This window comes from Citrifermentans bemidjiense Bem (genome assembly GCF_000020725.1).
Taxonomy (GTDB): Bacteria; Desulfobacterota; Desulfuromonadia; order Geobacterales; family Geobacteraceae; genus Geomonas; species Geomonas bemidjiensis.
Genome location: NC_011146.1, coordinates 4,280,280 through 4,304,394, shown reverse-complemented (window position 1 = coordinate 4,304,394; position 24,115 = coordinate 4,280,280). Strand labels below are relative to the sequence as shown.

Genomic DNA, 24,115 nt, shown 5'->3' with positions numbered 1-24,115 from the left:
CATTTCCCGCCTATGGCATACCGGTTGCACAGTGTCCCTTGCCCGGAGGTACCCCTCCATTAAACAGGCAAAGGATGCAACGAATGGCAAACGGCGCGACCGACGCCCTGGCGCTACCAGGACCCAAGAAAAATTCGGATATCTACATGGCGGTGGCCCTGATCGGGATACTGTCCCTGATGATCATCCCGGTACCGGCATTCATGCTGGACGTCTTCCTCGCGGCCAACATCACCATCGCTCTCGTCATCCTGCTGGTCTGCCTCTACACGATCCAACCGCTCGACTTCTCTGTGTTTCCGTCCATCCTGCTGGTCACCACGCTCTTCCGGTTGGCCCTGAACATCGCCTCCACCCGGCTCATCCTTTTGCACGGCAGCGAAGGGGTCGAGGCGGCGGGCGGCGTCATCAAGGCCTTCGGGCAGTTCGTGGTCGGCGGCAACTACGTGGTCGGCGCCGTCATCTTCCTGATCCTCGTCATCATCAACTTCGTGGTCATCACCAAGGGCGCCGGGCGCGTCGCCGAGGTCGCCGCCAGGTTCACCCTGGACGCCATGCCCGGCAAGCAGATGGCCATCGACGCCGACCTCTCCAACGGCCTTCTGACCGACAAGGAGGCGAAGGAGCGGCGCAAGAAGATCGCGCGCGAGGCGGACTTCTACGGCTCCATGGACGGTGCCAGCAAGTTCGTGCGCGGGGACGCCGTCGCCGGCATCATGATCGTCCTCGTCAACATCATCGGCGGCTTCATCATCGGCGTCTGGCAAAAGGGGATGGCGCTGGACCAGGCGCTCACCAACTACACGCTCCTCACCATCGGCGAGGGGCTCGTGGCCCAGGTCCCGGCGCTGATCATCTCCACCGCGGCCGGCGTCATCGTTACCCGCTCGGCCGACGAGAACAACTTCGGCCACGAGATCGCAGGACAGCTCCTCAACTACCCGAAGGCGTTCCAGGTGGCCTCCGGTGTTCTTTTCGTCTTCGCCCTGATCCCGGGGCTGCCGCATTTCGCCTTCTTCCTCCTCTCCGGCGTCGCCTACCTGGTGAGCAAGATGGCGGTGGAGAAGAAGGCGGAGATCGAGGATGTCGTAGAGACCCAGGCGGGGGCGGAGGATCTGGACCAGATCAGCTCCATCAGGCCTTTGGACATGCTGGAACTGGAGGTAGGCTACGGCCTGGTCCCCATGGTGGACGCAAGCCAGCAGGGGGAGCTTTTGGACCGGATCCGCTCCATCAGGAAGCAGGTGGCGGACCGCATGGGGTTCATCGTTCCCCCCATCCATATCCACGACAACCTGCAGCTGAAGCCGTACGAGTACAACCTCCTGATCAACGGCGCCAAGGTGGGAGGGGGGGAGCTCGCCGGCCAGTACCTCGCCATGGACTCCGGCGGCGCTACCGGCCAGCTCGAGGGGATCAAGACCACCGAGCCGGTATTCGGGCTTCCCGCCGTGTGGATCAAGGGGAAAGAGCGGGAGAGGGCGCAGGTCTCCGGCTACACGGTCGTGGACAACACCACCATCCTCGCCACCCACATCAGCGAGACCATCAAGAAGCACGCCCACGAACTGGTGGGGCGCCAGGAGCTGCAGCAGCTTCTGGACAGCATCGCCGCCACGCTCCCGAAGGTGGTGGAGGAACTGGTGCCGTCGCTCCTCTCCCTGGGAACGGTGCTGCGCGTGGTCAAGAACCTTTTGAAGGAAAACGTCTCCATCAGGGACCTGCGCTCCATCCTGGAGACGCTGGCCGACTTCGGCGGCGTGACCAAGGACCCGGACATGCTCACCGAGTTCGTGCGCCAGAGCCTGGGACGCTACATAGTGGAGCAGTACAAGCGGGAGGACGACACGCTCTGCGTCCTCACCATGGACCGCGAGGTGGAGGAGACCATAGCCGACGCGGTGCAGCTTTCGGAGCAGGGGAGCTACCTGGCCATCGAGCCGGGGGTGGCGCAGCGCATCCTGGCCGCCATCCGGAGAAACGCCGAGCAGTTCGACGCCACCGGCGTCCTGCCGGTCCTGATGGCGTCCCCCAGCATACGGCGCCACGTGAAGAAGCTTACCGAACGTTACATGCCCAACCTGGCGGTCATCTCGCACAACGAGATCCCGCCGAATATAAAAATCCAATCTTTAGGCGTGGTGGTGCTCAATGCTAGTTAAAACCTTTCAGGCAGGCGAGATGTCGGAGGCTTTACGGATGGTGAAGGCCGAGATGGGGCTGGACGCCATGATCCTCTCTTCGAAGAAAGAGCGGAAAAAGGGGTTCCTTGGCTTTTTCTCCAAGCCGTACTACGAGGTGACCGCGGCGCTGGAGCCGAGACAGCCCCAGCCGCGTCACAACCCCTACCGCGAGGAGGCTCCCCCGGCGCCGCCCGAGCGCGAACTCTCCACCCGCGAGGAGTTCCAGAACTCCATGCTGGGACCGCTGGCTCGGGAGGTGCGCGAGCTGAAGCAGCGTCTCGAAGCGCTTTCGAAAAAAGAGGCCGCGGCGCCGCGAGAGCCGTTGCAGCCGATGCAGCCGGCAACCGAGCAGGGCGCCGAAGCCCCGGCCCCCAGGACCTTCGCCAAGGAGGAGCTCGAGGAGATCAAGAAGCTCCTGTACAGCGCCGTCTCGGGTAAGGAAAAAGAGCCCAGGCTGGTCAGCTTCCCCTTAGCCGGTGGCGGCGCCGCTTCTGAAACCACCCAAACGAAGAGCATGGCGGCCCAACTGCAGCAGCAGCTCGAGGTGCTGAGCGTCCCGTCCCTGCCGCCGGTAAAAGAGACCACACTGGTAGAGGAGGTCCGGGAGGCGAAGCAGAGCGTGCGTGCCAGCCAGGGTGAGCTCCTGCTCGACGCGCTTGCCGCCGAGCTGCAGGGGGAGGATGTAGGCCCCGAGGCGATCGAACTCCTCATGGAGGCGATCAGGCCCGCCGCCCGCGGCGGTGCCGGCATCGGCGAACTGAGAAATCTCATGGCCGAGGCTTTGGCCGGGATGATCAAGTGCTCCGGATCTCTGCGCATCAAGAAGACCGGCCCGCGCATCGTCGCGGTAGTGGGCCCGACGGGGGTGGGGAAGACCACGACCATCGCCAAGATCGCCGCCCTCTACGCCTTGAACCGCCGGGTCTCGGTCGCCATGGTGACCATGGACAACTTCAGGGTGGGTGCGGTGGAGCAGCTCAAGACCTACGCGAAGATCATGGACCTGCCGCTGGAGGTGGCCGGCAACTCGCAGGAGCTCGGCAAGGCGCTTGCCAGGCACTCGGACAAGGACCTGATCATGATCGACACCGCCGGCAGGAGCCCCAAGGATACCGAGCGGCTGGACGAGCTGAAAGGTTACCTGGAGGCGCATAACGGCATCGACGTCTACCTCTGCCTCTCCGCCACCACCAGGACCCGCGAGATCGACGAGATCATAGCGACCTTCGGGACGCTGCCGATTACGAAGCTTCTCTTCACCAAGCTGGACGAGAGCAGGAGCCTTGGCTGCATCGTCGACACCTATTTGAAGCACAAGGTTCCCCTTTCCTATTTCAGCACCGGCCAGAAGGTGCCCGAGGACATCGAGGTGGCAAGCTCTCGCAAACTCGCCTCGCTGGTGGTGCAGGAGTCAACAAGATGACAGTTTCATGTCTGGCAACAGATCAGGCCGAATCTTTGAGGCGGCTGGCCGGCCGCGGCAGAAGTGAGGTTCCCACCCCCGACCTCTTGCAGGTGCGCGAAGGGCTGCGGGTGATCTCGGTCACCAGCGGCAAGGGTGGGGTCGGCAACAGCTCCGTGGTGGTCAATCTCGCCGCCTCGCTCGCCGCTTCCGGACAAAGGGTGCTGATCGTCGATTCCAACCCGGGGGTAGGCGACATCTGCCTGCGGCTGGGCAGGCAGACCCCCTACCGGATGAGCCAGGTCCTGGCCGGCGAGATCGCGCTGGAGGAGACCGTGGTCGACGTCGGCGGCGGCGTGAGCGTGCTGCCGGCGGGGATGGAGATGCAGCAGTACTCATCGCTCTCCCCGAGGGAGCGGGTGGCGCTGGTGCAGGGGATGCTCCGCCTGGAGGACCGCTTCGACTACTTCCTGATCGACACCGGCGCGGGAATCGCGGCGAACCTGACCAGCTTCGCCTCCATCGCCCGGGAGATCATGCTGGTGGTGACCCCGGAGCCGACCTCGATCACCGACGCCTACGCCCTGATCAAGGCGCTTTCCGGCCGCGACAGCTCCTTCAAGTTCCGGCTCCTGGTCAACATGTGCCGCGACAACCAGGAGGGGGCGACACTCTTTTCCAAACTTTCGGCGATTACGGGACGCTTTTTGCAAGTCTCGTTTGAGCACGCAGGCTGCATCCTGCACGACGAACTCCTGGTGGAATCGGTGAAGAGGAGGGGGGCGCTCTGCCGCCTCTATCCCGACTCCAAGGCCTCGGCGGGTTTCAAACATCTGGCCCGGAAAATAAATGCGGAGCGGACGGCGGACATGGTGCCCATGCCGGTCGCCCCGATGGCATCTAGCAAGCTGTGGAGGAACCATGAACTGTCTTCTTAAGGCGTACGAGAACGAGGCGCAACGCGGGGTACCGATGAGCAGGGACGAACTTGTGGTTACCCACCTCCCCTTGGTGAAGTTCATCGTGGACCGGATCGCCTCCTCGCTTCCCCCGCACCTGGACCGCGACGATTTAAGGAGCGCCGCGGTGATCGGGCTCATATCCGCGGCCGAGCGCTTCGACCCCGCCCGCGGGGTGCAGTTCAAGACCTTCGCCGAGCAGCGCATCCGCGGCACCATCATGGACGAGCTGAGGGCGCAGGACTGGCTCACCAGGAGCCTCAGGGACAAGTTCAAGAAACTGGAGCGCGAGTTCTCGCAGCTGGAGCAGCGCCTGGGGAGAAACCCCTCCAGCGACGAGGTGGCGCTCGCCATGGGGCTGGAGCTGAAGGACTACTTCCGGCTCCTGGAGGAGATCCACCTCCTCTCCTTCGTCTCGCTGGACGACGCCTGGCACGACGAGGACGGCGCTCCCTTCGGGCTTCTGGACGTCCTGGAGGACAAGGGGACCGAGAGCCCGCAGAGCCAGCTGATCGCGCGCCAGACCGTGGAGCGCCTGGCCGAGGCGATCGACGCCCTGCCGGAGAAGGAGCGCATCGTGGTCACGCTCTACTACTACGAGGAGCTGAACTTAAAGGAGATCGGCGCGGTCCTGGACCTCACCGAGTCAAGAATTTCGCAGCTGCACAGCCAGGCGATCATCAGGCTGCGCGGCAAGATGAAGCGCCTGGGCTAGGGGGGGAGCATGAACAGCGGCATATATGCGGCCCTTTCCGGGAACCTGTCGGCGCAGCGGCGCCTGGACGTGATCTCCAACAACCTGGCCAACTCCAACACCTCCGGCTTCAAGGCGGACCAGATCCAGTTCGAAAGCGTGCTGGCCAATGTCAAAAATCCGACACAGCAGGCGCCAGTTTTCAGTAACGACCGCTACTCCACCGACTACTCCCCGGGTGCCATGCAAAGGACTGAGAACGCCCTGGACGTGGCGCTCGACGGGGACGGCTTCTTCGTGGTCAACACCCCCCAGGGCCCGGCCTACACCAGGCAGGGGAACTTCTTCCGCAGCCAGGCCGGGCGCCTCGTGAACGCCGACGGCTTCGAGGTGCAGGGAAGCGGCGGCTCCATCGCCATCGGCGGCGGCAAAGTCGAGATCGCGGGGAACGGCGAGGTAGTGGTGAACGGCGCGACCGTGGGCACCCTCTCCAAGGTGGACTTCCCCAAGCCCTACCAGCTGACCAAGATCGGCGGCGGCCTCTTCGTGCCGGCCAACCCGCAGGCGGCGCCGGCCCCGACTCAAGCCTCGGTGAAGCAAGGGTACCTGGAAAGCTCCAACGTCAAGGTGGTGGTGGAGATGGCGCGCATGATCGAGGCGAGCCGCTACTTCGAGACCTGCGCCAAGGCGGTGAAAAGCTACGACGACATGACCGCCAAAGCGGTGAACGAACTGGGCAAGGTGTAGGGCCTAAGAGCGGCCAGATGTCGATTTAAAGCGACGTGGAACGAAAAACGCCGACCGGGACCGGTTCGAGCGTTAAGGAGAAAAAAATGATCAGGGCCCTTTGGACCGCAGCATCCGGGATGCAGGCACAGCAGCTCAACATAGACGTGGTAGCCAACAACCTCGCCAACGCCGCCACCACCGGCTTCAAGAAGAGCCGCGCCGACTTCCAGGATCTCATGTACCAGACCGAGAAGACCACCGGCGCTCCCGCCACCAACGCGACCACCATCCCGACCGGGATCCAGGTGGGGCTCGGGGTGAGGCCGGGTGCGGTGACCAAGGTCTTCACCACGGGCAACATCATCGCCACCGGCAACGAGCTCGACCTCGCCATCCAGGGGGACGGCTTCCTGCAGGTGCAGCAGTCCGACGGCTCGACCGCCTATACCCGAGCCGGTGCGTTCAAGCGCGACGGGCAGGGGAGGGTGGTCACCTCGGACGGCCAGCCGGTTATCCCGGAGGTACTGATCCCCAGTAACGCCACCCGCGTCACCGTCGGGACCGACGGTACCGTATCGGTGCAGCAGGCGGGGCAGACGGCGGCGACCACGGTAGGGACGCTGCAGCTCGCCTCCTTCTCCAACCCCGCAGGCCTTAACGCCATCGGCAAGAACCTCTTCCTCCCGACCGACTCCTCCGGGGCCGCCACCACCGGGACCGCCGGGCAGAACGGCCTGGGGACCATCGAGCAGGGGTTCCTCGAGAACAGCAACGTGAGCATCATGGAAGAGATGGTCAGCATGATCGTCGGGCAAAGGGCCTACGAGATCAACTCCAAGGCGATCCAGGCCTCCGACGAGATGCTGCAGCAGGCAGCGGGCCTGAAGAGGTAATAGCTGATGCGTCTTTTGAAAGCGATGCGGCTTTTGGCCGCGGCCGCCTCCCTTTGCCTTTGCGCTCCCGCTTTTGCGGCGACAGCTCCGGCTCCCCAGGCCGCGCAAAACGTGGTCACCGAAGCGACGGTGCGCGCGGCCATCAGCGACTACCTGATGCAGAAAGCGGCCCCCCTGGCCGCCCAGGTCACGGTGAAGAAGATCGGGTTCAACGGCGATCTCAAGCTTCCCGCCGGGCGGGTGAGCTTCGAGGTAGTGGCTCCAGAGCGCTGGGAAGGGTACGGCAACGCGTCGGTCGCCCTGGTGGTGCGGGTGGACGACCAGGTGAAGCGCAACCAGACGGTGCAGGTCGAGGTCGAGGCGCTGGCCGATATGGTGGTTGCGGCGAGGACCCTGGAGCGGGGCGAGGTGCTCTTAGCTTCGGACCTCTCGGTCGCCAAAAGGGACCTAAGCCTTGCGCGCGGCGGATACCTGAAGGAACCGGACGAGGCGGCAGGGCTCAGGGTGAAAGCGACCATGCGGGCCAATACCCCGGTCCGAAAAGACAATCTGGAAAAAGTGCCGGTGGTGAAGAGCGGGCAGATGGTCACCATCCTGGCGGAGAACGACGTGGTCAAGGTAACGGCGAGCGGCCGGGCCAAGGGGGCGGGAGCCCCGGGCGACGTCATCACGGTGCAGAACCTCTCCTCGCAAAAGGAGATCGCGGCGCGGGTGGTAGACGCGGCGACGGTAAAGGTGGACTTTTAGATGTGGAAGAAAAATAAAGCGCAAATAAAGGCGGCGGCCCTGGGGCTGCCGCTATTGCTGCTTGCGGCGTGCGCGCACCAGAGCGCGGAGGTGCAGACCCCGACCTTCGACCAGCAGATACCGGCGCCCCAGGTAAGCTACGCCTCGGGCTCCTTGTGGCAGGCCTCCTCGACGGGGCTCGCCGAGGACATGAAGGCGCGCCGGCGCGGCGACATCATCACCGTGGTCATCTCCGAGAACGCGAGCGCCAGCAAGAAGGCCTCCACCGGGACCAGCCGGGGCTCCTCGATCAGCGCGGGTATCCCGAAGCTCCTGGGGCTGGAAACGACCGCGATCAAGAACTGGGCCGACCTCTCGGACCTCTTGAACGCAAGCTTCAGCTCCAAGTTCGACGGCAGCGGTTCCACCTCGCGGCAGGAGACGCTGCAGGCGACCATCTCGGCCAAGGTGGTCGACGTGATCCCCAACGGCAACCTCCTCATCGAGGGGAGGCGCAACGTCAAGGTGAACAACGAGGACCAGATCATCATTTTGACCGGTACGGTGCGCGGGCGCGACGTCAGCGCCGACAACACCATCAGCTCGGCTCTCATCGCCGATGCGAAGATCGCCTACTCCGGCAAGGGGATCATCAGCGACAGGCAAAAGCCGGGGTGGCTTCTCAACGCGCTGGACAAGATATGGCCGTTCTAGAGTTGGATTGTTTGAGGGGTGAGGTCGCGGGCGTTGTCAAGAAATCGACACAGGCGCCGAAGAGTGTTCAGGTGGAACCAGTGAAAGTCAATCTCGGATGGAAAATGTTACTGCTGCTGGTCCTTTTGCTGCTGCCGCAGGTAGTCTTCGGCGCGCGCATCAAGGACATCGCGGCGTTCGACGGCGTCAGGGAAAACCAGCTGATCGGCTACGGCCTCGTGGTCGGCCTGAACGGTTCCGGCGACTCGGACCAGACCAAGTTCCCGGTGCAGTCGCTGGTCGGCGCACTGGAGCGGATGGGGATCACCGTGAACCGCAACGACATCACCGTGAAAAATATCGCGGCGGTCATGGTCACGGCCCAGCTCCCCCCCTTCGCCAAGCAGGGCAACCGGCTCGACGTCCTGGTCTCCTCCATGGGTGACGCCAAGAGCCTCGCCGGCGGGACCTTGATGATGGCCCCACTGAAGGGTGCGGACAACCAGGTCTACGCCGTGGCGCAGGGTGCGGTCCTGACCAACTCCTTCTCCTACGGCGGGCAGGCGGCGAGCGCCATGAAGAACCACCCGACCGCGGGGACGGTACCGGGGGGGGCGCTCATCGAGCGCGAGATCCCGAACGTTTTGGCCAACCGCAGCCAACTGAAGCTCAACCTGCACCAGTCCGACTTCACCACCGCCTCACGGGTGGCTGCCGCCATCAACGAGCGCTTCCAGGGGCAGGTGGCGACACTCACCGACCCGGGGAGCGTGCAGATCGCGGTACCGTCCGAGTACCAGAACCGGGTGGTCGAATTCATCGCCAACCTGGAGCGGCTCGAAGTGAACCCCGACGTCCTGGCGCGGGTGGTGATGAACGAGCGGACCGGCACCATCGTCATGGGTGAGAACGTCCGCATCTCGACCGTGGCGGTATCGCACGGCAACCTCACCGTCGTGGTCAAGGAGACCCCCAAGGTCTCCCAGCCCAGGGCGCTGGCCCAGGGGACCACCACGGTGGTGCCGAGGACGGACCTGAGGGTGGCCGAGGAGAAGGTGAACCTCTCCATGGTCAGGGAGGGGGCCAACCTGGGAGAGGTGGTGCGCGCCCTGAACACCCTGGGGGTAACGCCTAGGGACCTGCTCGGCATCATGCAGGCGATCAAGGCCGCAGGCGCCCTGAACGCCGAGCTGAGCGTGATGTAGCCAGGTGGAAAGGAGCTGACATGGAGATCACGGCTGTTCCGCAGCATGCCCTCCCGGTCGAGGACCCCAGGGGGAGGCGCCCCGAAAAAACGGGAAACGGCGGGGGAGAGACCCCGGCCCAGGTCAAGAAGGTGGCCCGCGAGTTCGAGGCGATGTTCGTCTCGATGATGCTCAAGTCGATGCGGGAGACGGTCGGCAAGGACACCATGACCGGCGGCGGGCGCGGCGAGGAGACCTTCCGCTCGCTTTTGGACCAGGAGTACGCGAACGCCGCGGTCGCAGGCGGTGGCATCGGCCTGGCGCAGACCCTGGAGAGGGAGCTCTCCCGCAGCACGCAGGGATCGAAACCGGTTCCCGTGAAGGGGGTGCCCGATGCGGATTGAAGGAAGCGCATACGTCGTCGACATCTCCCGGTCCCAGGCGCTCAAGAAGAACGAAGCCGCCGCGCCCCAACAGGTGCAGGGGGCGCGCCCGGCGGCACGGGTGCTCAGCTTCGACCGCGTGGAACTCTCTCCTCAGGTGCGGGAGATGCAAAAGCTCAAGGGCGAGATGGAGTCGCTTCCCGAGGTCAGGCTGGACCGGGTGGCGCTCGCGAAGCAGCAGGTGCAAAACGGCGGCTACCGCGTGGAGCCGACGCTTTTAGCGCAAAAGATGATGGACGCGTACAAGACGCGTTAAGGGGGATAGAAGATGGAGCCAAGGATAGCCGAACTGATTGCCGCCCTTTGCGATAAGGGTGTGCTCATGGACCAGTTGCAGGGGTTGTTGCGTGAGGAGCAGGAGTGCATGATCTCGCTGGACATGGCGAGGATGGAGGAAAACCAGCAGGATATCGCCGCGGGGATGCAGCGCATGGCGAGGCTCTCCACTCGGTGCCAGGAGATGATCGCCACCATCGGCACGGAGCTCGGTATCCCCGGCAACAAGACCCTCACCCCGATCATCGAGAAGCTGGCGGAACCCGAAAAACTCGCGCTGAAGGACGCGCAGCAGTCGATTGTCTCCAACGCCCAGGCCTTCAACGGGGCCCTGGCGCTGCACCAAAGGCTGATCGAGGACTCGCTGAACCTGGTGGGACGCTCGGTCAACTTCTTCAACCGCCTCTTCAATCCCGGGAACACCTACGGCATGGCGGGGGCCCTGGTGAACGGCCGCGGTTCCAGCGGCTTCGTGAGCAAGGAGATCTAGCATGGGCATCGGGACACTCTTCGACATAGCCTCCTCCGGCGTCACCGCGCAGCGCCTCGCCATCGAGGTGACCGGCGAGAACATCGCCAACGTGAACACCGATGGGTACTCGCGGCAGCAGGTGATCATGGAGAACAAGCCGGTCACCACCGCCAACGGCTTCCCCCTGGGGACCGGCGTGCAGATAGGCGCCGTGCAGCGGACCTACGACAACATGCTGCAACTGCAGCAGGTGAACGGCAACAGCAGCTATCAGGAAAACCTCGCCAAGCAGACGGCGCTGGAGCAGATCCAGCCCTCCTTCAACGAGCTGACCTCGGACGGTCTCGGCAAGGCGCTGACGAACTTCTTCGGCGCCTGGCAGGACCTGACCACCAACGCCTCCGGCTCCGCAGAGCGGCAGGCGCTCATCACCAGGTCGCAGATCCTCGTGGACTCCTTCCACCAGATGGATTTCACCCTGAGCAATGTGGCGAGCACCGCGGACAGCAACCTGGTAGGGATCACCGCCGAGGCGACCGACAACGCGAGGAACCTCGCCCTGGTCAACACGCAGATCCTAGCCACCGGCTCGGTGGGAGGCAACGCCAACGAACTGTTGGACCAGCGGGATCTCCTCTTAAGAAAGCTCTCCCAGCAGGTCTCGATCACCTCCACCATCAACGCCGACGGCACCGCCTCGGTGACGCTTCCCGGGGGGGGGCAGATCGTCAATAGCACCAGGTACGCGACCCTCTACACCAACGCTACCGGCGCCCCGGCCGCCAACGACATCATGCTTTCGGCTCTGGGAAACCCTCCCCCCGCCAACGTCCCTGCCACCGACACCCTGGTCGCCACCGTCGGCGGCGGGGCCACCGTGGGCGGGAAGCTGGGAGGGACCATGCAGGTTCGGGACGGCATCGTCCCGGGCTACCTGGCCCGGTTGAACGAGATGGCGAACCAGCTGGTGACCCGGACCAACACGCTGCATTCGGCAGGTTACGCGCTGGACGGCACCACCGGGAACAACTTCTTCAATCCGGCCGGCTTGACCGCCGGGAGCATCGCGCTCGACGGGGCGCTCACCGGGACCAAGGTGGCCGCGGCCTTACCGGTTGTTCCCACCGACCCGATACCGACCAGCAGCGGCAACAACCTGAACGCGCTTCAATTCGTCGCACTCGGGAACCAAAGCGTTCCCTTCACCACCGGCAACGCGAGCTTCGTCAACAACTACAACTCGCTGGTGTCGCAGGTGGGGGTGGACACCGAGGGGACGCAGAACGTCGCCAGCCAGGGGGCGAGCTTCCTGAAGCAGCTGAGCGCGCTCAGGTCCTCCAACTCCGAGGTGTCGTTGGACGAGGAGCTCACCAATCTGACCAAGTACCAGCGGGCCTTCCAGGGCTCCGCCAAGGTCATCAGCGCCGCCACGGATATGCTGGACACCGTCCTCGGCATGGTGCGATAGGAGACAGCGATGAGAGTAACCCCGGGTATGACCGCAGAAAACGCCCTCTACAACCTGCAGAAAGGGCGCTCCAGCATCGACACACTCCAGGAACAGGTCGCCTCCGGCCTCAACATCAACAAGCCGAGCGACGACCCGCTCTCCTCGCGCCAGCTCCTCGACCTGCAGGAGCAGATAAACGCCGGGGAGCAGTACAGCTCCAACATCACCAAGGCGGGCCTCCTGCTGAACGTCACCAGCACGGCGCTCACCAGCATGTCAGGGTTGCTGCAGCAGGTGAAGAAGATCGCCGGCGACATGGTGAGCGGCACGCAGGATCCCACCAGCGTAAGCGGCGCGGTGACGAACCTCACCCAGCTCAAGAGCCAGCTGATCGACATGGGGAACACCCGGGTCGGCGACCAGTACGTCTTCGCCGGCTTCAAGAACAGTCCCCCCTTCGACAACTTGGGGAACTTCAGCGGCACCGACGACCTCGTGAACGTAGAGATCGCGCCGGGGAGCAACGTGGCGACCAACGTCTCCGGGGGGAAACTGCTTCTGGGGGGGACGCCGCCTGCGGCGGTAGGTAGCGGCGCCACCGCGGGAACGAGCCCGGTGAACATCCTGGGGACCATAGACGCCCTGATCCTCGCCATCAACGGCAACAACAAGGCGGGGATCGCCGACGGCGTGAAGAACGCAGCTGCCGCCGCGCAGCAGGTCTCCACCGCGATCAGCGACGTGGCGGGGCGCCAGGTGCGGCTGGACAACATGAAGACCATGATCGGCAACAACCAGAACACGCTGAAAAACATCTACGGCGATATCCAGAACGTCGACTATGCGAAGATCGGGGTGCTCCTCTCCCAGAAGACCACCGCCTTCAACGCGGCGCTCTCGGCGACGGCAAAGCTTTCCCAGCTCTCGCTTTTGGACTACATGAAATAGCCGGCGCGCTTCTTACGTGCAAAAGGCCGAGCGACCTGGCCAAAGGCTCGCCCGGCCTTTTTTTAAATGGACCGCGGGCCCCGGAATGAAGAGGGATTCACGGCTCGGGCAGATAGAGCTAAAGCTTTTACGGCAGCGTCCGAAACGAAAAACATGGGCTGCAAGACAGCAACCTAGCATGGGGGGACGCATGATCAAGGTGACTACGCGCGACGGCAGCGAGATGTACCTGAACCCGGACCTGATCGAGATCATCATGGAGACTCCGGACACCCACATCACGCTCTCCAACGGGAACCGGTACCTGGTCCTGGAGCCGGCGAAGGTGGTGATCGGGCGCATCGCCAATTTCAAGGCGCACATTCTCCGCCGGGCCGCGTCGAGCGTCGCCAAGGGGTACCTTCGCCGCAGGGACGCGGAACGGTATCATCCGAGTTGCAGCCTGTAGCCTTCTGACACCACACACCTTCCCTGCGGGGGCGCGAAAGCGCTTTCACAAAACGGCCGCTCCGGTTTCGCGGGGGCGCCGGAGACCGGGGGAGCGCAAGCCGGGAAAACATCCATGGATTTATCGACCATAATCGGAATATTGCTGGGGATCGGGGCCGTCTTCGGCGGAGCCGCCCTGGAAGGGCTGCACATGTCGGCCCTGATGCAGCCCACCGCCGCCATCATCGTCCTTGGGGGCACCGCCGCGGCCACCATCGTCAGCTATCCGTTACCGACGCTGCTCACCGCGCTGAAGGACCTGAAGAAGGTCTTCATGCCCCCGAACGAGGATCCGGAGGGGGTGATCAAGAACATCATCAACTACGCGGCCAAGGCGCGCAGAAACGGCCTCATCTCGCTGGAGCAAGAGGCCCAGACGGTGAAGGACTCCTTCACCAAGAAAGGGATCTCGCTCGTGGTCGACGGCATCGACCCGCAGAAGCTGCGCGAGACCATGGAGATAGAGCTCGGCTCCTTCGAGGCGCACGCCAAGGGGAGCGCCGAGGTCTTCGAGTCCGCAGGCGGCTTCGCCCCCACCATCGGCATCATCGGCGCGGTACTCGGCTTGATCCACGTCATGAGCAACCTTTCCGACCCCTCCAAGCTGGGGGGAGGGATCGCGGTCGCCTTCGTCGCCACCATCTACGGCCTGATGACCGCCAACATCTTCTGCATCCCCTTCGGCACCAAGCTGAAGCACCGCCTGAAGGAGGAGCTTCTGCAGAAGGAGATGGTGATCGAGGGGCTGATAGCCATCCAAAACGGCGAGAACCCCCACTTCATCGAGCAGAAGCTGCGGGCCTACCTGCACGATGGCGGCGAGAAGAAGGGGAAGTAAATGGCCAGGAAACAGAAAGGGCACGAAAAGGAGCCGAATCACGAGCGCTGGCTGGTTTCTTATGCCGACTTCATCACCCTTTTGTTCGCCGTCTTCGTCACGCTCTACGCCATGAGCCAGACGGACAAGAAGAAGGCGGAAGAGGTGCTGCAGTCGATGCGGGAATCGTTCGGCTACAGCAGCACCTCGGCCGGGGCGAAGCCGACCGTGATCGACACCGGTTCCATGAGCGTAATTCCTTCGATGCACCGTTTGACCCAGGCCCCGCAGCGCGGGAAGAGCAGGGGAGGGGAGAAGGATTTCCGGGCCACCAAGGCCGCCATCGAGGCATATCTTCTGAAGGTGGGGGCGCAGGCGAAGGTAAGCGTTTCCGTCACCCCGCGCGGGTTGGTGGTGAGCCTCAAGGAAGCGGGTTTCTTCGATTCCGGCAGCGCCACGCTCAAGCAGGACTCCTACGCCCTGTTGAAGGACGTGGTCAGTTCGCTCTCCAGCTATTCCAACGGGATTCGGGTCGAGGGGCATACCGACAACATGCCGATCAGTTCCGCCTCCTTCCCTTCCAACTGGGAGCTCTCCACCGCGCGCGCCACCAACGTGCTGCAGTACCTGACCAAGCAGACCGACTTCGATCCCTACAGGATATCCGCGGCCGGTTACGGCGAATACCGACCGGTAGCCGACAACAGCGATGCCGAAGGGCGCGGCAAGAACCGCCGGGTAGACATCGTGCTTCTCTCCGAGCAGAGCGAGCGCAGCGAGCCGTAAAGGGCGCCGCCGCGACAGCCAGCCTGTTGAACCCCTCCGACCTGTCTGACCTGTCCGACCTGTCTGACCTGTCTGACCTGTCTGACCTGTCTGACCTGTCTGACCAGTCTGACCTGTCTGACCTGTCTGACCTGTCTGACCTGTCTGACCTGTCCGACCAGTCCGACCAGTCCGACCAGTCCGACCAGTCCGACCAGTCCGACCAGTCCGATGACACTCTCCGTCAAAAACATGACCCGGTCGCTGTCTCCACCACCCGAAAACCGCGATTTCAGCAGCTTAGGCCCGCCTGCCGCCTGTGGTACGGTAGTTGCTGACATGGTGTGGGTTTTTTCCATCATCAATGCGAGGTTCAGCCAATGAAAGTATCGATGCCTGCCGGGGCGATGCACGGGTGGGGGATCGCCGGCAGCTACCTGGAGCGCGAGATCTCCAAACTCCCCGTCATCGAGGGGGTGACGCTGCACTGCATGACCAACACCCTGGCGCCGCTGCGCCCGGAGAACTGGGACTCAATCAACATCGGCTACTGCTTCTTCGAGGACAGCATCGAGATCCTCAACTTCACCCGGAACGCCGCGCGCAAATGGGACTTCATCGTCGCAGGCTCCAAGTGGTGCGAGTACCAGCTGAGGATCGGCGGGGTGAAAAACACCTGCACCATCCTTCAGGGTATCGACCCCACCAACTTCCACCCGGTCCCCTACCCGGCGAACGACCGCTTCGTGGTTTTCTCGGGGGGGAAATTCGAACTCCGCAAGGGGCAGGACCTGGTGATCGCCGCCATGAAGGTGATGATGCAGCGGCACCGCGACGTCTTCCTCTCCTGCAGTTGGACCAACCAGTGGCCCTTTTCGCTCGCCACCATGAAGTCATCCCCCTACATAACCTACCAGCATGACGAGGAGGACTTCCTCGACCTGCCGGGTAGATGCGTACTCGACAACGGGCTGGACCCGGCCCGGGTGGCGGTGCATCCCCTGGTGAACAACACACTCATGCGGGAAATCTTCGCCGGGAGCCACGTCGGCCTCTTCCCCAACCGCTGCGAAGGGGGTAACAACATGGTGATGTGCGAATACATGGCCTGCGGCAGGAGCGTCATCGCCTCGGATACCAGCGGCCACGCCGACGTGATCAACTCCGACATCGCCTACCCCCTAACCCGCTACCGCCCCATGGTGGTGGCGACCCAGGGGGTGCAGACCGGGGTCTGGGAGGAGCCGCAGGTGGAAGAGATCATAGAGCTCCTGGAACTCGCCTACCTAAACCGCGGCGAGCTTCCCGACAAGGGTGCGCTGGCGGCCCGGGAGATGGAGAAGCTCAGTTGGAGCGCCGCGGCCCGTCAGTTCCACTACATCGCTACCAGACTCGCCAACCAGGCGGAGCTCGCCAGGATGCAGCTGGATGCCTGCTGATTCCCGCGCGGATAGCCCGACCGAGACGTTCGCCGCGGCCCTCGATCTGCAAAAAAGCGGTCGCAGGGACGAGGCCGAGCGGCTCTACCGCGCCCTGGCCGCATCGGGGGGGAAGTTCGCCGCCGACGCCTGCATAAACCTCGGTGCGCTCCTGGATGAGAGCGGGCGCGCCGAGGAGGCGCTGGAAAAGTACCGCGAGGCGCTTGCCCTGCGGGAGGGGGACCCGCTCGCCCTCAACAACGCCGGTTCCACGCTGTTCAAGCTGGGGCGTTTTCATGAGGCGGCGGAGCAGTTCCGCCATGCCCTGGAGCGGGCCCCGGATTCCCTGGAGGCGCAGGTGGCGCTCGGCGCGGCGCTGCAAAGGGAAGGGGATCTCCCTGCGGCGCTCGCCGTTTTCCGCGATCTGGTGGCGCGGCGTCCGGATTCCGCCGAAGCGCACTGGAACCTGGCGCTGGCGCTGCTCTTAGCCGGGGATTTCCGCGAGGGGTGGGCCGAGTACCAGTGGCGCTGGCGCAGGGACTCCTTCACCTCCCCGAGGCGCGAGCTTGCGGCGCCCGCCTGGGACGGCACGCCTCTTGAGGGGCGCCGCATCCTGGTGCACGGCGAGCAGGGTTTGGGCGACACCATCCAGTTCGCCCGCTACCTCCCCATGGTTGCCGCCGCGGGGGGCGTGGTGGTGGCGGAATGCCAGTCCTCCTCCCTGGTGCCGCTTTTAGCCGGCATCCCCGGCGTCTCCGAGACCTGCGTCATGGGGGAAGCGCATCCCCACTTCGACCTCGAGGCGGCGCTCTTGTCGCTCCCCCACCTGTTCGGCACCACGCTGGAAAGTGTCCCAAGCGGGGTCCCCTACCTGGCGCCCCCGGAGGAACGGATGGCGCCCTGGCGGGAGAAGGTGGCGGCGGACCTGGGGTTCAAGGTGGGGCTGGTCTGGGCCGGGAAGCCGGTTCCCGACCCGTTTCGCTCCTGTCCGCTCGCGGCGCTGGCGCCCTTGTTCGACATCCCGGGCGTGAGCTTCTATTCGCTCCAGGTAGGGGAGGAGGCCACGCAGGCCAAGGAGTTTCCCTCCCTCATCGATTTCACCCCCTCCATCGCGGACTTCGGCGATACCTCCGCTCTCATCGCGCAGCTCGACCTGGTCGTCTCCATCGACACCTCCGTGGCCCACTTGGCCGGTGCGCTGGCGAAGCCGGTCTGGCTGCTGCTCCCCAAGGCGGGCGACTACCGCTGGCTCACCGAGCGCGAAGATTCCCCCTGGTACCCGACCATGCGCCTTTTCCGGCAGAAGCTGCAGGGTGAGTGGGGGGAGGTGATCGAGCGCGTGAAGGGGGAACTGGAAGAGGCTGCCTGGGGCTTTTTGGAAAAAGCCGCCCTGGCGCAGCCGTTCAACGGCCGCAGACACTGCCTCTGCGGGCTCTTCCTCTCCTATAAAAAAAGAGAGCGCGAGGCGACGGTAAGGTACAGCAAGGCGGCGCAGTTGATGCCCGGAAGCTGGGAGCCGCACTACGCGCTCGCCTGCTCGCTGCAGCAGCTGACGCGACTTGCCGAGGCGAAGGAGAGTCTTCTGGCAGCACTCGCCCTGGAGCCGCGGCTTTCCCTCTTGCACGAGGCGCTCGGCATCCTGTGCCAGATGCAGGACGATCCCGAAGGGGCGGCGCGCGCCTACCGGGAGGCGCTGGCGCTCGACCCGGACGCGGTGAAGGCACGCTATAACCTGGCCACGCTCTGCAAGGAGAAAGGGCTTGCAGCCCAGGCGCTGGAAGGTTTCCGCGAGGTGGTGCGGCGCGCGCCGGAGCATGCCGACGCGCATTGGAACCTGGCCGTGATGCTCCTCATGACCGGGGAGTTCGCCGAAGGTTGGCGGGAGTTTCCCTGGCGCTTCAAAAAGAGCCTCTTTCCCCCGGCTCGCCGCTGGGAGGAACAGCCGCGCTGGGACGGCTCCCCGCTTCTCGGTGCGACCATCCTGCTCTACGGAGAGCAGGGGGCCGGCGACACGCTGCAGTTCGTGCGCTACGCCCCGCTGGTGGCGGAGCGCGGCGGAAGGGTGCTTGTCGAGGTGCAGTCGCGGGGGCTCATCGACGTGGTGGCGACCGTAGATGGCGTCAGCGGCGTCTTTGCCTGCGGCGAGCCCATCCCCGCGTTTGAGTGGCAGGCCTCGCTGATGGATCTTCCCGGCATCTTCGGCACCGAGGCCGCCACCATCCCGGCCGCCGTCCCCTATCTCGGAGTCGACCCCGGGCGCAGCGACTCGTTGCGGGATCTCTTCGCAGGCGAAGGGTTGAAGGTCGCGCTGGCATGGCGCGGCAACCCGGCCCACGGCAACGACGCCAACCGCTCGATACCGCTTGCCAAACTCGCCCCGCTGGCGGAAGTCCCCGGCGTGAGCTTCTATTCCCTGCAAGTGGGGGAGGCCGCGCGGGAGGAGCTTCCCGGCCCCTTTCCGATCGTCGACCTGGCACCGAAGATCAAGGATTTCGCCGACACGGCCGCCCTTGCCGGAGAGCTCGACCTGGTCATCTGCGTTGACACCTCGGTGGCGCATCTGTGCGGCGCGCTCGGAGTGCCGGTATGGCTCCTGGTCCCCCTGGTGCCGGACTGGCGCTGGGGCCTTGCCCGCGACGACTCCCCCTGGTACCCGACCCTGCGACTTTTCCGGCAAAAGCAGCAGGGAGATTGGGAGGAGGTGGTGGCGCGGGTCAAGGAGGCGCTGGCCCGAAAGGCGTCCCCCGCTTCCGTTTCCCCGCAGGCGTTCCCAGCAGAATCCCGGGCGCAGGCCGAGATCTGGAACAATCGGGGGTGCGCCGAGGACGGCGAGGGCTGCCATCTGGAAGCGGTGGAGAGCTACCGCAAGGCAATCGCCCTCTCCCCCGATTTCATGCCCGCCCACTACAACCTCGGCAACAGCCTCTTCGCCTTGGGAAGAAGCGGCGAGGCGGCGGAGAGCTACCGCTGGGCCCTCGCTCTCGATCCCGCCCTGCCGCAGGGGTGGCACAACTTAGCGCTTGCCCTCAAGGCGCAGGGGGCCGTCGACGAGGCGTTGCATGCGCTGAGAAGGGCGGTGCGGGTAGCACCCGATTACCTGGAGGCGCGGCATACCCTGGGCCAGCTGCACCATGAGCGGGGCGAGCTGGATGAGGCGATGGCCTCTTTCCGCGAAAACCTCTCCCGCGATCCCGGCTACCTCCCCTCCTGGAATGCAATGGGGATCTCGCTGCAGGTGCTGGGGCTCCTGGAGGAGGCGGTCGATTGCTACCAAAAGGCGCTCGCCCTGAAGCCGGACTACCTGCACGCCCTGAACAACCTGGGTACGGCGAGCAGGTCGCTCGGGCTTTTGGCGCAGGCGAAGAGCTGCTATGAGAAGGTGCTGGAGCTCGACCCGGAGTACGCCGACGCCCGCTGGAACCTGGCCCTGGTGCAGCTGCAACTGGGAGAGTACCGGGAGGGGTGGCAGGGGTACGAGTGGCGCTTCTCCAAGGTGGATCCCATCCCGAAGCTGGAATTCGCCCGGCCGCTGTGGGACGGCGGGAGCCTCGAAGGGCGCACCATACTTCTCACCAGCGAGCAGGGTTTCGGCGACACCTTCCAGTTCGTGCGTTACGCGAAGCTCCTGGCGCAGGGGGGCGCGACTGTGCTGGTGCAGGCGCAGAGCGAGGCGATCGCGCCGGTGATCGCCACCGTACCCGGTGTGGCCCGCGTGCTGGTCCGGGGGGAGCCTCTCCCCGAGTTCGACTGCCACGCCCCCCTGATGAGCCTGCCGCATCTTTGCGGGACGCTTCTTGCGAGCATTCCCGCCGAGATACCCTACCTTTTCGCCGATCCGGCGCTGGTTAAGAAGTGGAGCCCGCTCCTCACCGGTGAGAGGCTCCGGGTGGGGTTGGTCTGGGCGGGGAGGAAGAGCTACAAGGACGACCTGAAGCGCTCGCTGTCGCTGCCGCTTTTCGCGCCGCTCTCGAACGTGTCCGGGGCCGATTTCTTCGCCCTCCAGGTGGGTGACGGGGCGGAGCAGGCGGCCTCGCCGCCGCCGGGGGTTACGCTCACCGACCTCGGGCGCAACATCAGGAACTTCGCCGATACCGCCGCGGTGCTTACCCAGCTCGATCTCGTCATCACGGCGGACACCGCGGTGGCCCATCTGGCGGGAGGGCTCGGGGTGCCGGCCTGGGTCCTGCTCCCGGTGGGATGCGACTGGCGCTGGCTCACCGAAAGGGAAGATTCCCCCTGGTACCCGGGCGCGCGGCTTTTCCGGCAGACGCGCCGCTGCGACTGGAACGAGGTGCTGCAACGCGTCGCCGACTGTCTGGCTACGGTGGTCTCAAAGGGGCGGCAACGGAACAGGGAGAGCTGATGGACCGATACGCGCAACTGAACCAGGCGCTGAGCGAGAACCGGGCGGAGCTGGCACAAGATATTTGCCACGACCTTTTGCGCGCGGAGCCGGAGAACGTGGAGCTCTTGACGCTGGTGGGCCTTCTCGCCTACCGGCGGGGTGATCTGGAGGAGGCGCTGCAGGCCTTTTCCCGAGCCGCGTTCCTGCAACCGGAAAGCGCCGAGCTGCGCAACAACGTAGGGGTGGCCTACCAGGATCTCGACTGCCACGACAGCGCGGTGCTCCACTTCCGGGAGGCCCTCTCGCTCAGGGGAGAGTACCCCGAAGCCCGCTGCAACCTGGCGACCGCCCTTTTGCACCTGGGGGAGGCCGAGGAGGCGATCCGCAACTACTGCGACGCCATCGCCGCCGCCCCCGGTTATGCTGACGCCTATCACCTCCTCGGCAACGCGCTCCGCCGCCAGGGGGAGTGGGAAGGGGCGGTGCAGTGTTACCAAAAGGCGCTCGAGCTCGATCCCGCCAACCTGAAGACGCTGGTCAACCTGGGAGGCTCCCTCTTCACCCTGAACCGGTTCGACGAGGCGATCGCGGCCCAGCGCCGGGCGCTTTCGATCGACCCGGACCACGTCGACGCGCACTGGAACCTGGCCTTGGTGCTCCTGACCACCGGCAATTACCAAGAGGGGTTTGCCGAGTACCAGTGGCGCCTAAAGGACCCCGCCGCCGGTTTCCCGGAGAGCTGCGCCGGGAAGAAGCCGTGGGACGGCTCCGCGCTTTGCGGGCGCACGCTTCTTTTGCGCTGCGAGCAGGGGTTCGGCGACACCATCCAGTTCTTCCGCTACGCCCAGTGGCTTTCGCGCCGGGGGGAGCGGGTGGCGCTTGAGTGCCGCCGTGAGCTCCTGCCGCTTTTAGCAATCCAGGAGCCGGCGCTAACCTGCTTCGCCGCCGGCGACCCTCCCCCTTCTTTTGACTGCTTCGCCTACCTGATGAGCCTGCCGCACCTCTTGGGGACCTGCGTCGAGACCATACCGCCGCAAGAACCGCCGCTTCGTGCCGACCCCGAGCGGGCCGCTTGCTGGCGCGACTGGATCCCAGGGGGAAGCACGAAGGTGGGGGTGGTCTGGGCCGGGAGCGCCGGCTACCGAAACGACCGCTACCGTTCGCTGCCGGCGCGGGCGCTGGCATCCCTCGCCGGCATCCCCGGGGTCAGGCTCTACAACCTGCAGCTTCCCGCAGCCGCGGACGACCTAGCCGCCATCGGGGAGATCTGCGACCTGACCGGCCGCATCGGGGATTTCTCCGACACCGCCGCGCTCATCGAAGAGCTGGACCTGGTGGTCTCGGTGGATACCGCCGTGGCGCACCTGGCCGCGGCCATGGGAAAGCCGGTGTGGCTGCTGCTCCCCTTCTCCTGCGAATGGCGCTGGCTTTCCGGGCGCAGCGATTCCCCCTGGTATCCCTCGGTTGCCATCTACCGTCAGCCGTCCTTAGGGGACTGGGAGGGGGTTATCGCGGCGGTGGCTGCCGACCTCGCGGCCTGGCCCGCGCGCGCTCAAGCCGAAGCGCCCCGCTCCCCCGCACCGGCCCCGCTCAAGGCGGCGCCCAGGGGGGAAGACCCGAACCTGGAGTTCCGCCGGGCCAACGCCCTGCGCGCCGAAGGCGACCTTGCCGGCGCAGTCGCGCTCTACCGGTGCCTGCTGGCGCGGCTCCCCGCATGCGCCGAAATCCACAACAACCTGGGGCTCGCGCTGCAGGACCAGGGGCTCGACCCTGAAGCGGAACGGAGCTTCAGGCGGGCCCTGGAACTGAAACCGGATCTCGCCGACGCCCAAAACAACCTGGGGACCCTCCTGGTCGCGCGGGGCGAGCACGACGAGGCGCTCCCCTTTTTCGAGAGGGCGCTGGAGTTGCGCGGCGACTACCTCCCCGCCTACGTGAACCTGGGTTCCTGCCTGCAGGTGCTGGAAGAGCCGGAGCGCGCCGTCGAGCTCTACCGCCGCGCCATCGCGCTCGAACCCGGCTTTTTCAAGGCGCGCATCAACCTCGGCACCGCCTACCAGGACCTGATGCAGCCCGAAAAGGCGATCGAGACGTACCGGGAGCTCCTGGAGCTTGCCCCGGAGCACCCGGAGGCCCACTGGAACCTCGCATTGAGCCTTTTGTCGGTAGGCGATTTCAAGTGGGGGTGGGAGGAGTACGAGTGGCGCCTGGCTACCGGGGAATCCACCCTCTCCCCGCTTCCCTACTGGCGGGGGGAGGAGCTCTCCGGCCGGAGCATCCTGGTCGAGTGCGAGCAGGGGCTGGGAGACACGCTGCAGTTCGTCCGCTACCTTACCCTGCTCGCCAAGCGCGGCGGGAAGGTGCTGCTCAAGTGCCAGAACGCCGGGCTCAAACCGCTGCTGGAGCGGGTCCCCGGGGTGGCGACTGTCGTGGTTCCCGGCGAGGAGCCGCCCCGCTGCTCTTTCCGGGTAAAGCTCTTGAGCCTGCCGTACCTTTTCGGCACGACCTTGGAGGCCATGCCTGAATGGCACCCTTACCTCCTTGCCGACCCGCGCCGCGGGGCCCTTTGGGAGCTGTTGCTCGATCAGGGAAGCGACCTCAAGGTGGGGCTCGTCTGGCGGGGAGGGCCGCTTCCTAGAAACCGCGCCTGCCCCTTCGGCGAATTCGCCCCTTTGGGCGACCTGCAGGGGGTCGGCTGGTTTTCGCTGCAGTTGGGCGAGGCGCCCGACCCGGGCGTCCTGGAGGCGGCAGACCTGGCGCCGCAGATAAAGGATTTCGGGGATTCTGCGGCAATCCTCTCCGGGCTGGACCTGCTGCTGACGGTGGACACGGCGGCAGCGCACCTGGCGGGAGGGATGGGGGTGCCGGTGTGGCTTTTACTCCCCTTCTCCTGCGACTGGCGCTGGATGTCCGGGCGGGAGGACTCCCCCTGGTACCCGACGCTGCGCATCTTCAGGCAGGGGCGCCCGGGCGACTGGCCGGGGGTGATGGGGCGGGTCCGCGAGGCGCTGGAGGAGATGCTGAGGCGTCGATAATTTGACAAAAATAATCGTATGTGGTCGATTTTCCGCTAAAGTTCTGGGGCCGCGGTGTCGATATTCCTTACAAAAGCGCAGAACGCGCTCGGCGGCGAAGCTCATTTGCCAGTCGTCGTAGAGGAATGTAGAAGACACCGTCGCAGTTAACCAACCGGCAAGAATGCCGGAAACAACCCAGAAAAGGAGAATTA

The 24,115-nt window shown here is 65.0% G+C and carries 20 protein-coding genes; all 20 read left to right on the top strand.

Going from position 1 to position 24,115, the window contains the following annotated elements; all coding sequences use genetic code 11:
• Window positions 1–83 precede the first annotated feature (83 nt).
• The 20 genes from flhA (at window position 84) to GBEM_RS18705 (ending at window position 23,921) form a co-directional block, all read left to right on the top strand.
• Window positions 84–2,162, top strand: coding sequence for a flagellar biosynthesis protein FlhA (gene flhA / locus GBEM_RS18805; RefSeq protein WP_012532195.1), 2,079 nt, complete (start codon window positions 84–86; stop codon window positions 2,160–2,162).
• Window positions 2,152–3,606 carry a flagellar biosynthesis protein FlhF gene (flhF, locus tag GBEM_RS18800; RefSeq protein ID WP_012532194.1) on the top strand — a complete coding sequence of 485 codons (1,455 nt, stop codon included), beginning with the start codon at window positions 2,152–2,154 and terminating at the stop codon, window positions 3,604–3,606. The genes flhA and flhF overlap by 11 nt, the downstream gene beginning before the upstream one ends.
• Window positions 3,603–4,523: an AAA family ATPase gene (locus GBEM_RS18795; protein ID WP_012532193.1), complete on the top strand. Its 921-nt coding sequence runs from the start codon at window positions 3,603–3,605 to the stop codon at window positions 4,521–4,523. Before flhF ends, GBEM_RS18795 begins: the two co-directional genes overlap by 4 nt.
• Window positions 4,507–5,259, top strand: coding sequence for a FliA/WhiG family RNA polymerase sigma factor (locus tag GBEM_RS18790; RefSeq protein WP_012532192.1), 753 nt, complete (start codon window positions 4,507–4,509; stop codon window positions 5,257–5,259). The genes GBEM_RS18795 and GBEM_RS18790 overlap by 17 nt, the downstream gene beginning before the upstream one ends.
• A 9-nt stretch (window positions 5,260–5,268) precedes the next feature.
• Window positions 5,269–5,985, top strand: coding sequence for a flagellar basal-body rod protein FlgF (gene flgF, locus GBEM_RS18785; protein WP_012532191.1), 717 nt, complete (start codon window positions 5,269–5,271; stop codon window positions 5,983–5,985).
• Window positions 5,986–6,071: 86 nt separating this feature from the next.
• Window positions 6,072–6,860: a flagellar basal-body rod protein FlgG gene (flgG, locus tag GBEM_RS18780; protein WP_012532190.1), complete on the top strand. Its 789-nt coding sequence runs from the start codon at window positions 6,072–6,074 to the stop codon at window positions 6,858–6,860.
• Window positions 6,861–6,866: 6 nt separating this feature from the next.
• A complete protein-coding gene (gene flgA, locus GBEM_RS18775) occupies window positions 6,867–7,607 on the top strand; it encodes a flagellar basal body P-ring formation chaperone FlgA (RefSeq protein ID WP_012532189.1) in 741 nt (246 codons plus the stop codon).
• Window positions 7,608–8,300: a flagellar basal body L-ring protein FlgH gene (locus GBEM_RS18770; RefSeq protein WP_012532188.1), complete on the top strand. Its 693-nt coding sequence runs from the start codon at window positions 7,608–7,610 to the stop codon at window positions 8,298–8,300.
• A 104-nt stretch (window positions 8,301–8,404) separates the two neighbouring features.
• Complete coding sequence (locus GBEM_RS18765; RefSeq protein WP_041262878.1) at window positions 8,405–9,484, top strand: flagellar basal body P-ring protein FlgI; 1,080 nt, start codon at window positions 8,405–8,407, stop codon at window positions 9,482–9,484.
• A 20-nt stretch (window positions 9,485–9,504) separates the two neighbouring features.
• Window positions 9,505–9,867: a rod-binding protein gene (locus GBEM_RS18760; protein ID WP_012532186.1), complete on the top strand. Its 363-nt coding sequence runs from the start codon at window positions 9,505–9,507 to the stop codon at window positions 9,865–9,867.
• Window positions 9,857–10,162 carry a flagellar biosynthesis anti-sigma factor FlgM gene (gene flgM, locus GBEM_RS18755; RefSeq protein WP_012532185.1) on the top strand — a complete coding sequence of 102 codons (306 nt, stop codon included), beginning with the start codon at window positions 9,857–9,859 and terminating at the stop codon, window positions 10,160–10,162. Before GBEM_RS18760 ends, flgM begins: the two co-directional genes overlap by 11 nt.
• A gap of 12 nt (window positions 10,163–10,174) precedes the next feature.
• Window positions 10,175–10,672 carry a flagellar protein FlgN gene (locus tag GBEM_RS18750; protein ID WP_012532184.1) on the top strand — a complete coding sequence of 166 codons (498 nt, stop codon included), beginning with the start codon at window positions 10,175–10,177 and terminating at the stop codon, window positions 10,670–10,672.
• A gap of 1 nt (window position 10,673) precedes the next feature.
• A complete protein-coding gene (gene flgK, locus GBEM_RS18745; protein ID WP_012532183.1) occupies window positions 10,674–12,122 on the top strand; it encodes a flagellar hook-associated protein FlgK in 1,449 nt (482 codons plus the stop codon).
• Window positions 12,123–12,131: 9 nt separating this feature from the next.
• The gene (locus GBEM_RS18740; RefSeq protein WP_012532182.1) at window positions 12,132–13,052 is read left to right on the top strand and encodes a flagellin N-terminal helical domain-containing protein; all 921 of its coding nucleotides are present in this window, start codon (window positions 12,132–12,134) and stop codon (window positions 13,050–13,052) included.
• 190 nt (window positions 13,053–13,242) lie between these two features.
• A complete protein-coding gene (locus tag GBEM_RS18735) occupies window positions 13,243–13,500 on the top strand; it encodes a flagellar FlbD family protein (protein ID WP_012532181.1) in 258 nt (85 codons plus the stop codon).
• A 114-nt stretch (window positions 13,501–13,614) separates the two neighbouring features.
• A complete protein-coding gene (locus GBEM_RS18730; protein WP_012532180.1) occupies window positions 13,615–14,379 on the top strand; it encodes a flagellar motor protein in 765 nt (254 codons plus the stop codon).
• Window positions 14,380–15,144, top strand: a complete 765-nt coding sequence (locus GBEM_RS18725; protein ID WP_012532179.1) for a flagellar motor protein MotB — start codon at window positions 14,380–14,382, stop codon at window positions 15,142–15,144.
• A 359-nt stretch (window positions 15,145–15,503) separates the two neighbouring features.
• On the top strand, window positions 15,504–16,562 hold the full coding sequence (locus GBEM_RS18715; protein WP_012532178.1) for a glycosyltransferase family 4 protein: 1,059 nt from the start codon (window positions 15,504–15,506) through the stop codon (window positions 16,560–16,562).
• A complete protein-coding gene (locus GBEM_RS18710; protein WP_012532177.1) occupies window positions 16,552–20,904 on the top strand; it encodes a tetratricopeptide repeat protein in 4,353 nt (1,450 codons plus the stop codon). The genes GBEM_RS18715 and GBEM_RS18710 overlap by 11 nt, the downstream gene beginning before the upstream one ends.
• Complete coding sequence (locus GBEM_RS18705) at window positions 20,904–23,921, top strand: tetratricopeptide repeat protein (protein WP_012532176.1); 3,018 nt, start codon at window positions 20,904–20,906, stop codon at window positions 23,919–23,921. Before GBEM_RS18710 ends, GBEM_RS18705 begins: the two co-directional genes overlap by 1 nt.
• The last annotated feature ends 194 nt before the right edge of the window (window positions 23,922–24,115 follow it).

Bases quoted from the DNA above. Each gene is read 5' to 3' on its own strand.
- flhA (WP_012532195.1), top strand. From the start codon at position 84: ATGGCAAACGGCGCGACCGACGCCCTGGCGCTACCAGGACCCAAGAAA.
- flhF (WP_012532194.1), top strand. From the start codon at position 2,152: ATGCTAGTTAAAACCTTTCAGGCAGGCGAGATGTCGGAGGCTTTACGG.
- GBEM_RS18795 (WP_012532193.1), top strand. From the start codon at position 3,603: ATGACAGTTTCATGTCTGGCAACAGATCAGGCCGAATCTTTGAGGCGG.
- GBEM_RS18790 (WP_012532192.1), top strand. From the start codon at position 4,507: ATGAACTGTCTTCTTAAGGCGTACGAGAACGAGGCGCAACGCGGGGTA.
- flgF (WP_012532191.1), top strand. From the start codon at position 5,269: ATGAACAGCGGCATATATGCGGCCCTTTCCGGGAACCTGTCGGCGCAG.
- flgG (WP_012532190.1), top strand. From the start codon at position 6,072: ATGATCAGGGCCCTTTGGACCGCAGCATCCGGGATGCAGGCACAGCAG.
- flgA (WP_012532189.1), top strand. From the start codon at position 6,867: ATGCGTCTTTTGAAAGCGATGCGGCTTTTGGCCGCGGCCGCCTCCCTT.
- GBEM_RS18770 (WP_012532188.1), top strand. From the start codon at position 7,608: ATGTGGAAGAAAAATAAAGCGCAAATAAAGGCGGCGGCCCTGGGGCTG.
- GBEM_RS18765 (WP_041262878.1), top strand. From the start codon at position 8,405: ATGTTACTGCTGCTGGTCCTTTTGCTGCTGCCGCAGGTAGTCTTCGGC.
- GBEM_RS18760 (WP_012532186.1), top strand. From the start codon at position 9,505: ATGGAGATCACGGCTGTTCCGCAGCATGCCCTCCCGGTCGAGGACCCC.
- flgM (WP_012532185.1), top strand. From the start codon at position 9,857: ATGCGGATTGAAGGAAGCGCATACGTCGTCGACATCTCCCGGTCCCAG.
- GBEM_RS18750 (WP_012532184.1), top strand. From the start codon at position 10,175: ATGGAGCCAAGGATAGCCGAACTGATTGCCGCCCTTTGCGATAAGGGT.
- flgK (WP_012532183.1), top strand. From the start codon at position 10,674: ATGGGCATCGGGACACTCTTCGACATAGCCTCCTCCGGCGTCACCGCG.
- GBEM_RS18740 (WP_012532182.1), top strand. From the start codon at position 12,132: ATGAGAGTAACCCCGGGTATGACCGCAGAAAACGCCCTCTACAACCTG.
- GBEM_RS18735 (WP_012532181.1), top strand. From the start codon at position 13,243: ATGATCAAGGTGACTACGCGCGACGGCAGCGAGATGTACCTGAACCCG.
- GBEM_RS18730 (WP_012532180.1), top strand. From the start codon at position 13,615: ATGGATTTATCGACCATAATCGGAATATTGCTGGGGATCGGGGCCGTC.
- GBEM_RS18725 (WP_012532179.1), top strand. From the start codon at position 14,380: ATGGCCAGGAAACAGAAAGGGCACGAAAAGGAGCCGAATCACGAGCGC.
- GBEM_RS18715 (WP_012532178.1), top strand. From the start codon at position 15,504: ATGAAAGTATCGATGCCTGCCGGGGCGATGCACGGGTGGGGGATCGCC.
- GBEM_RS18710 (WP_012532177.1), top strand. From the start codon at position 16,552: ATGCCTGCTGATTCCCGCGCGGATAGCCCGACCGAGACGTTCGCCGCG.
- GBEM_RS18705 (WP_012532176.1), top strand. From the start codon at position 20,904: ATGGACCGATACGCGCAACTGAACCAGGCGCTGAGCGAGAACCGGGCG.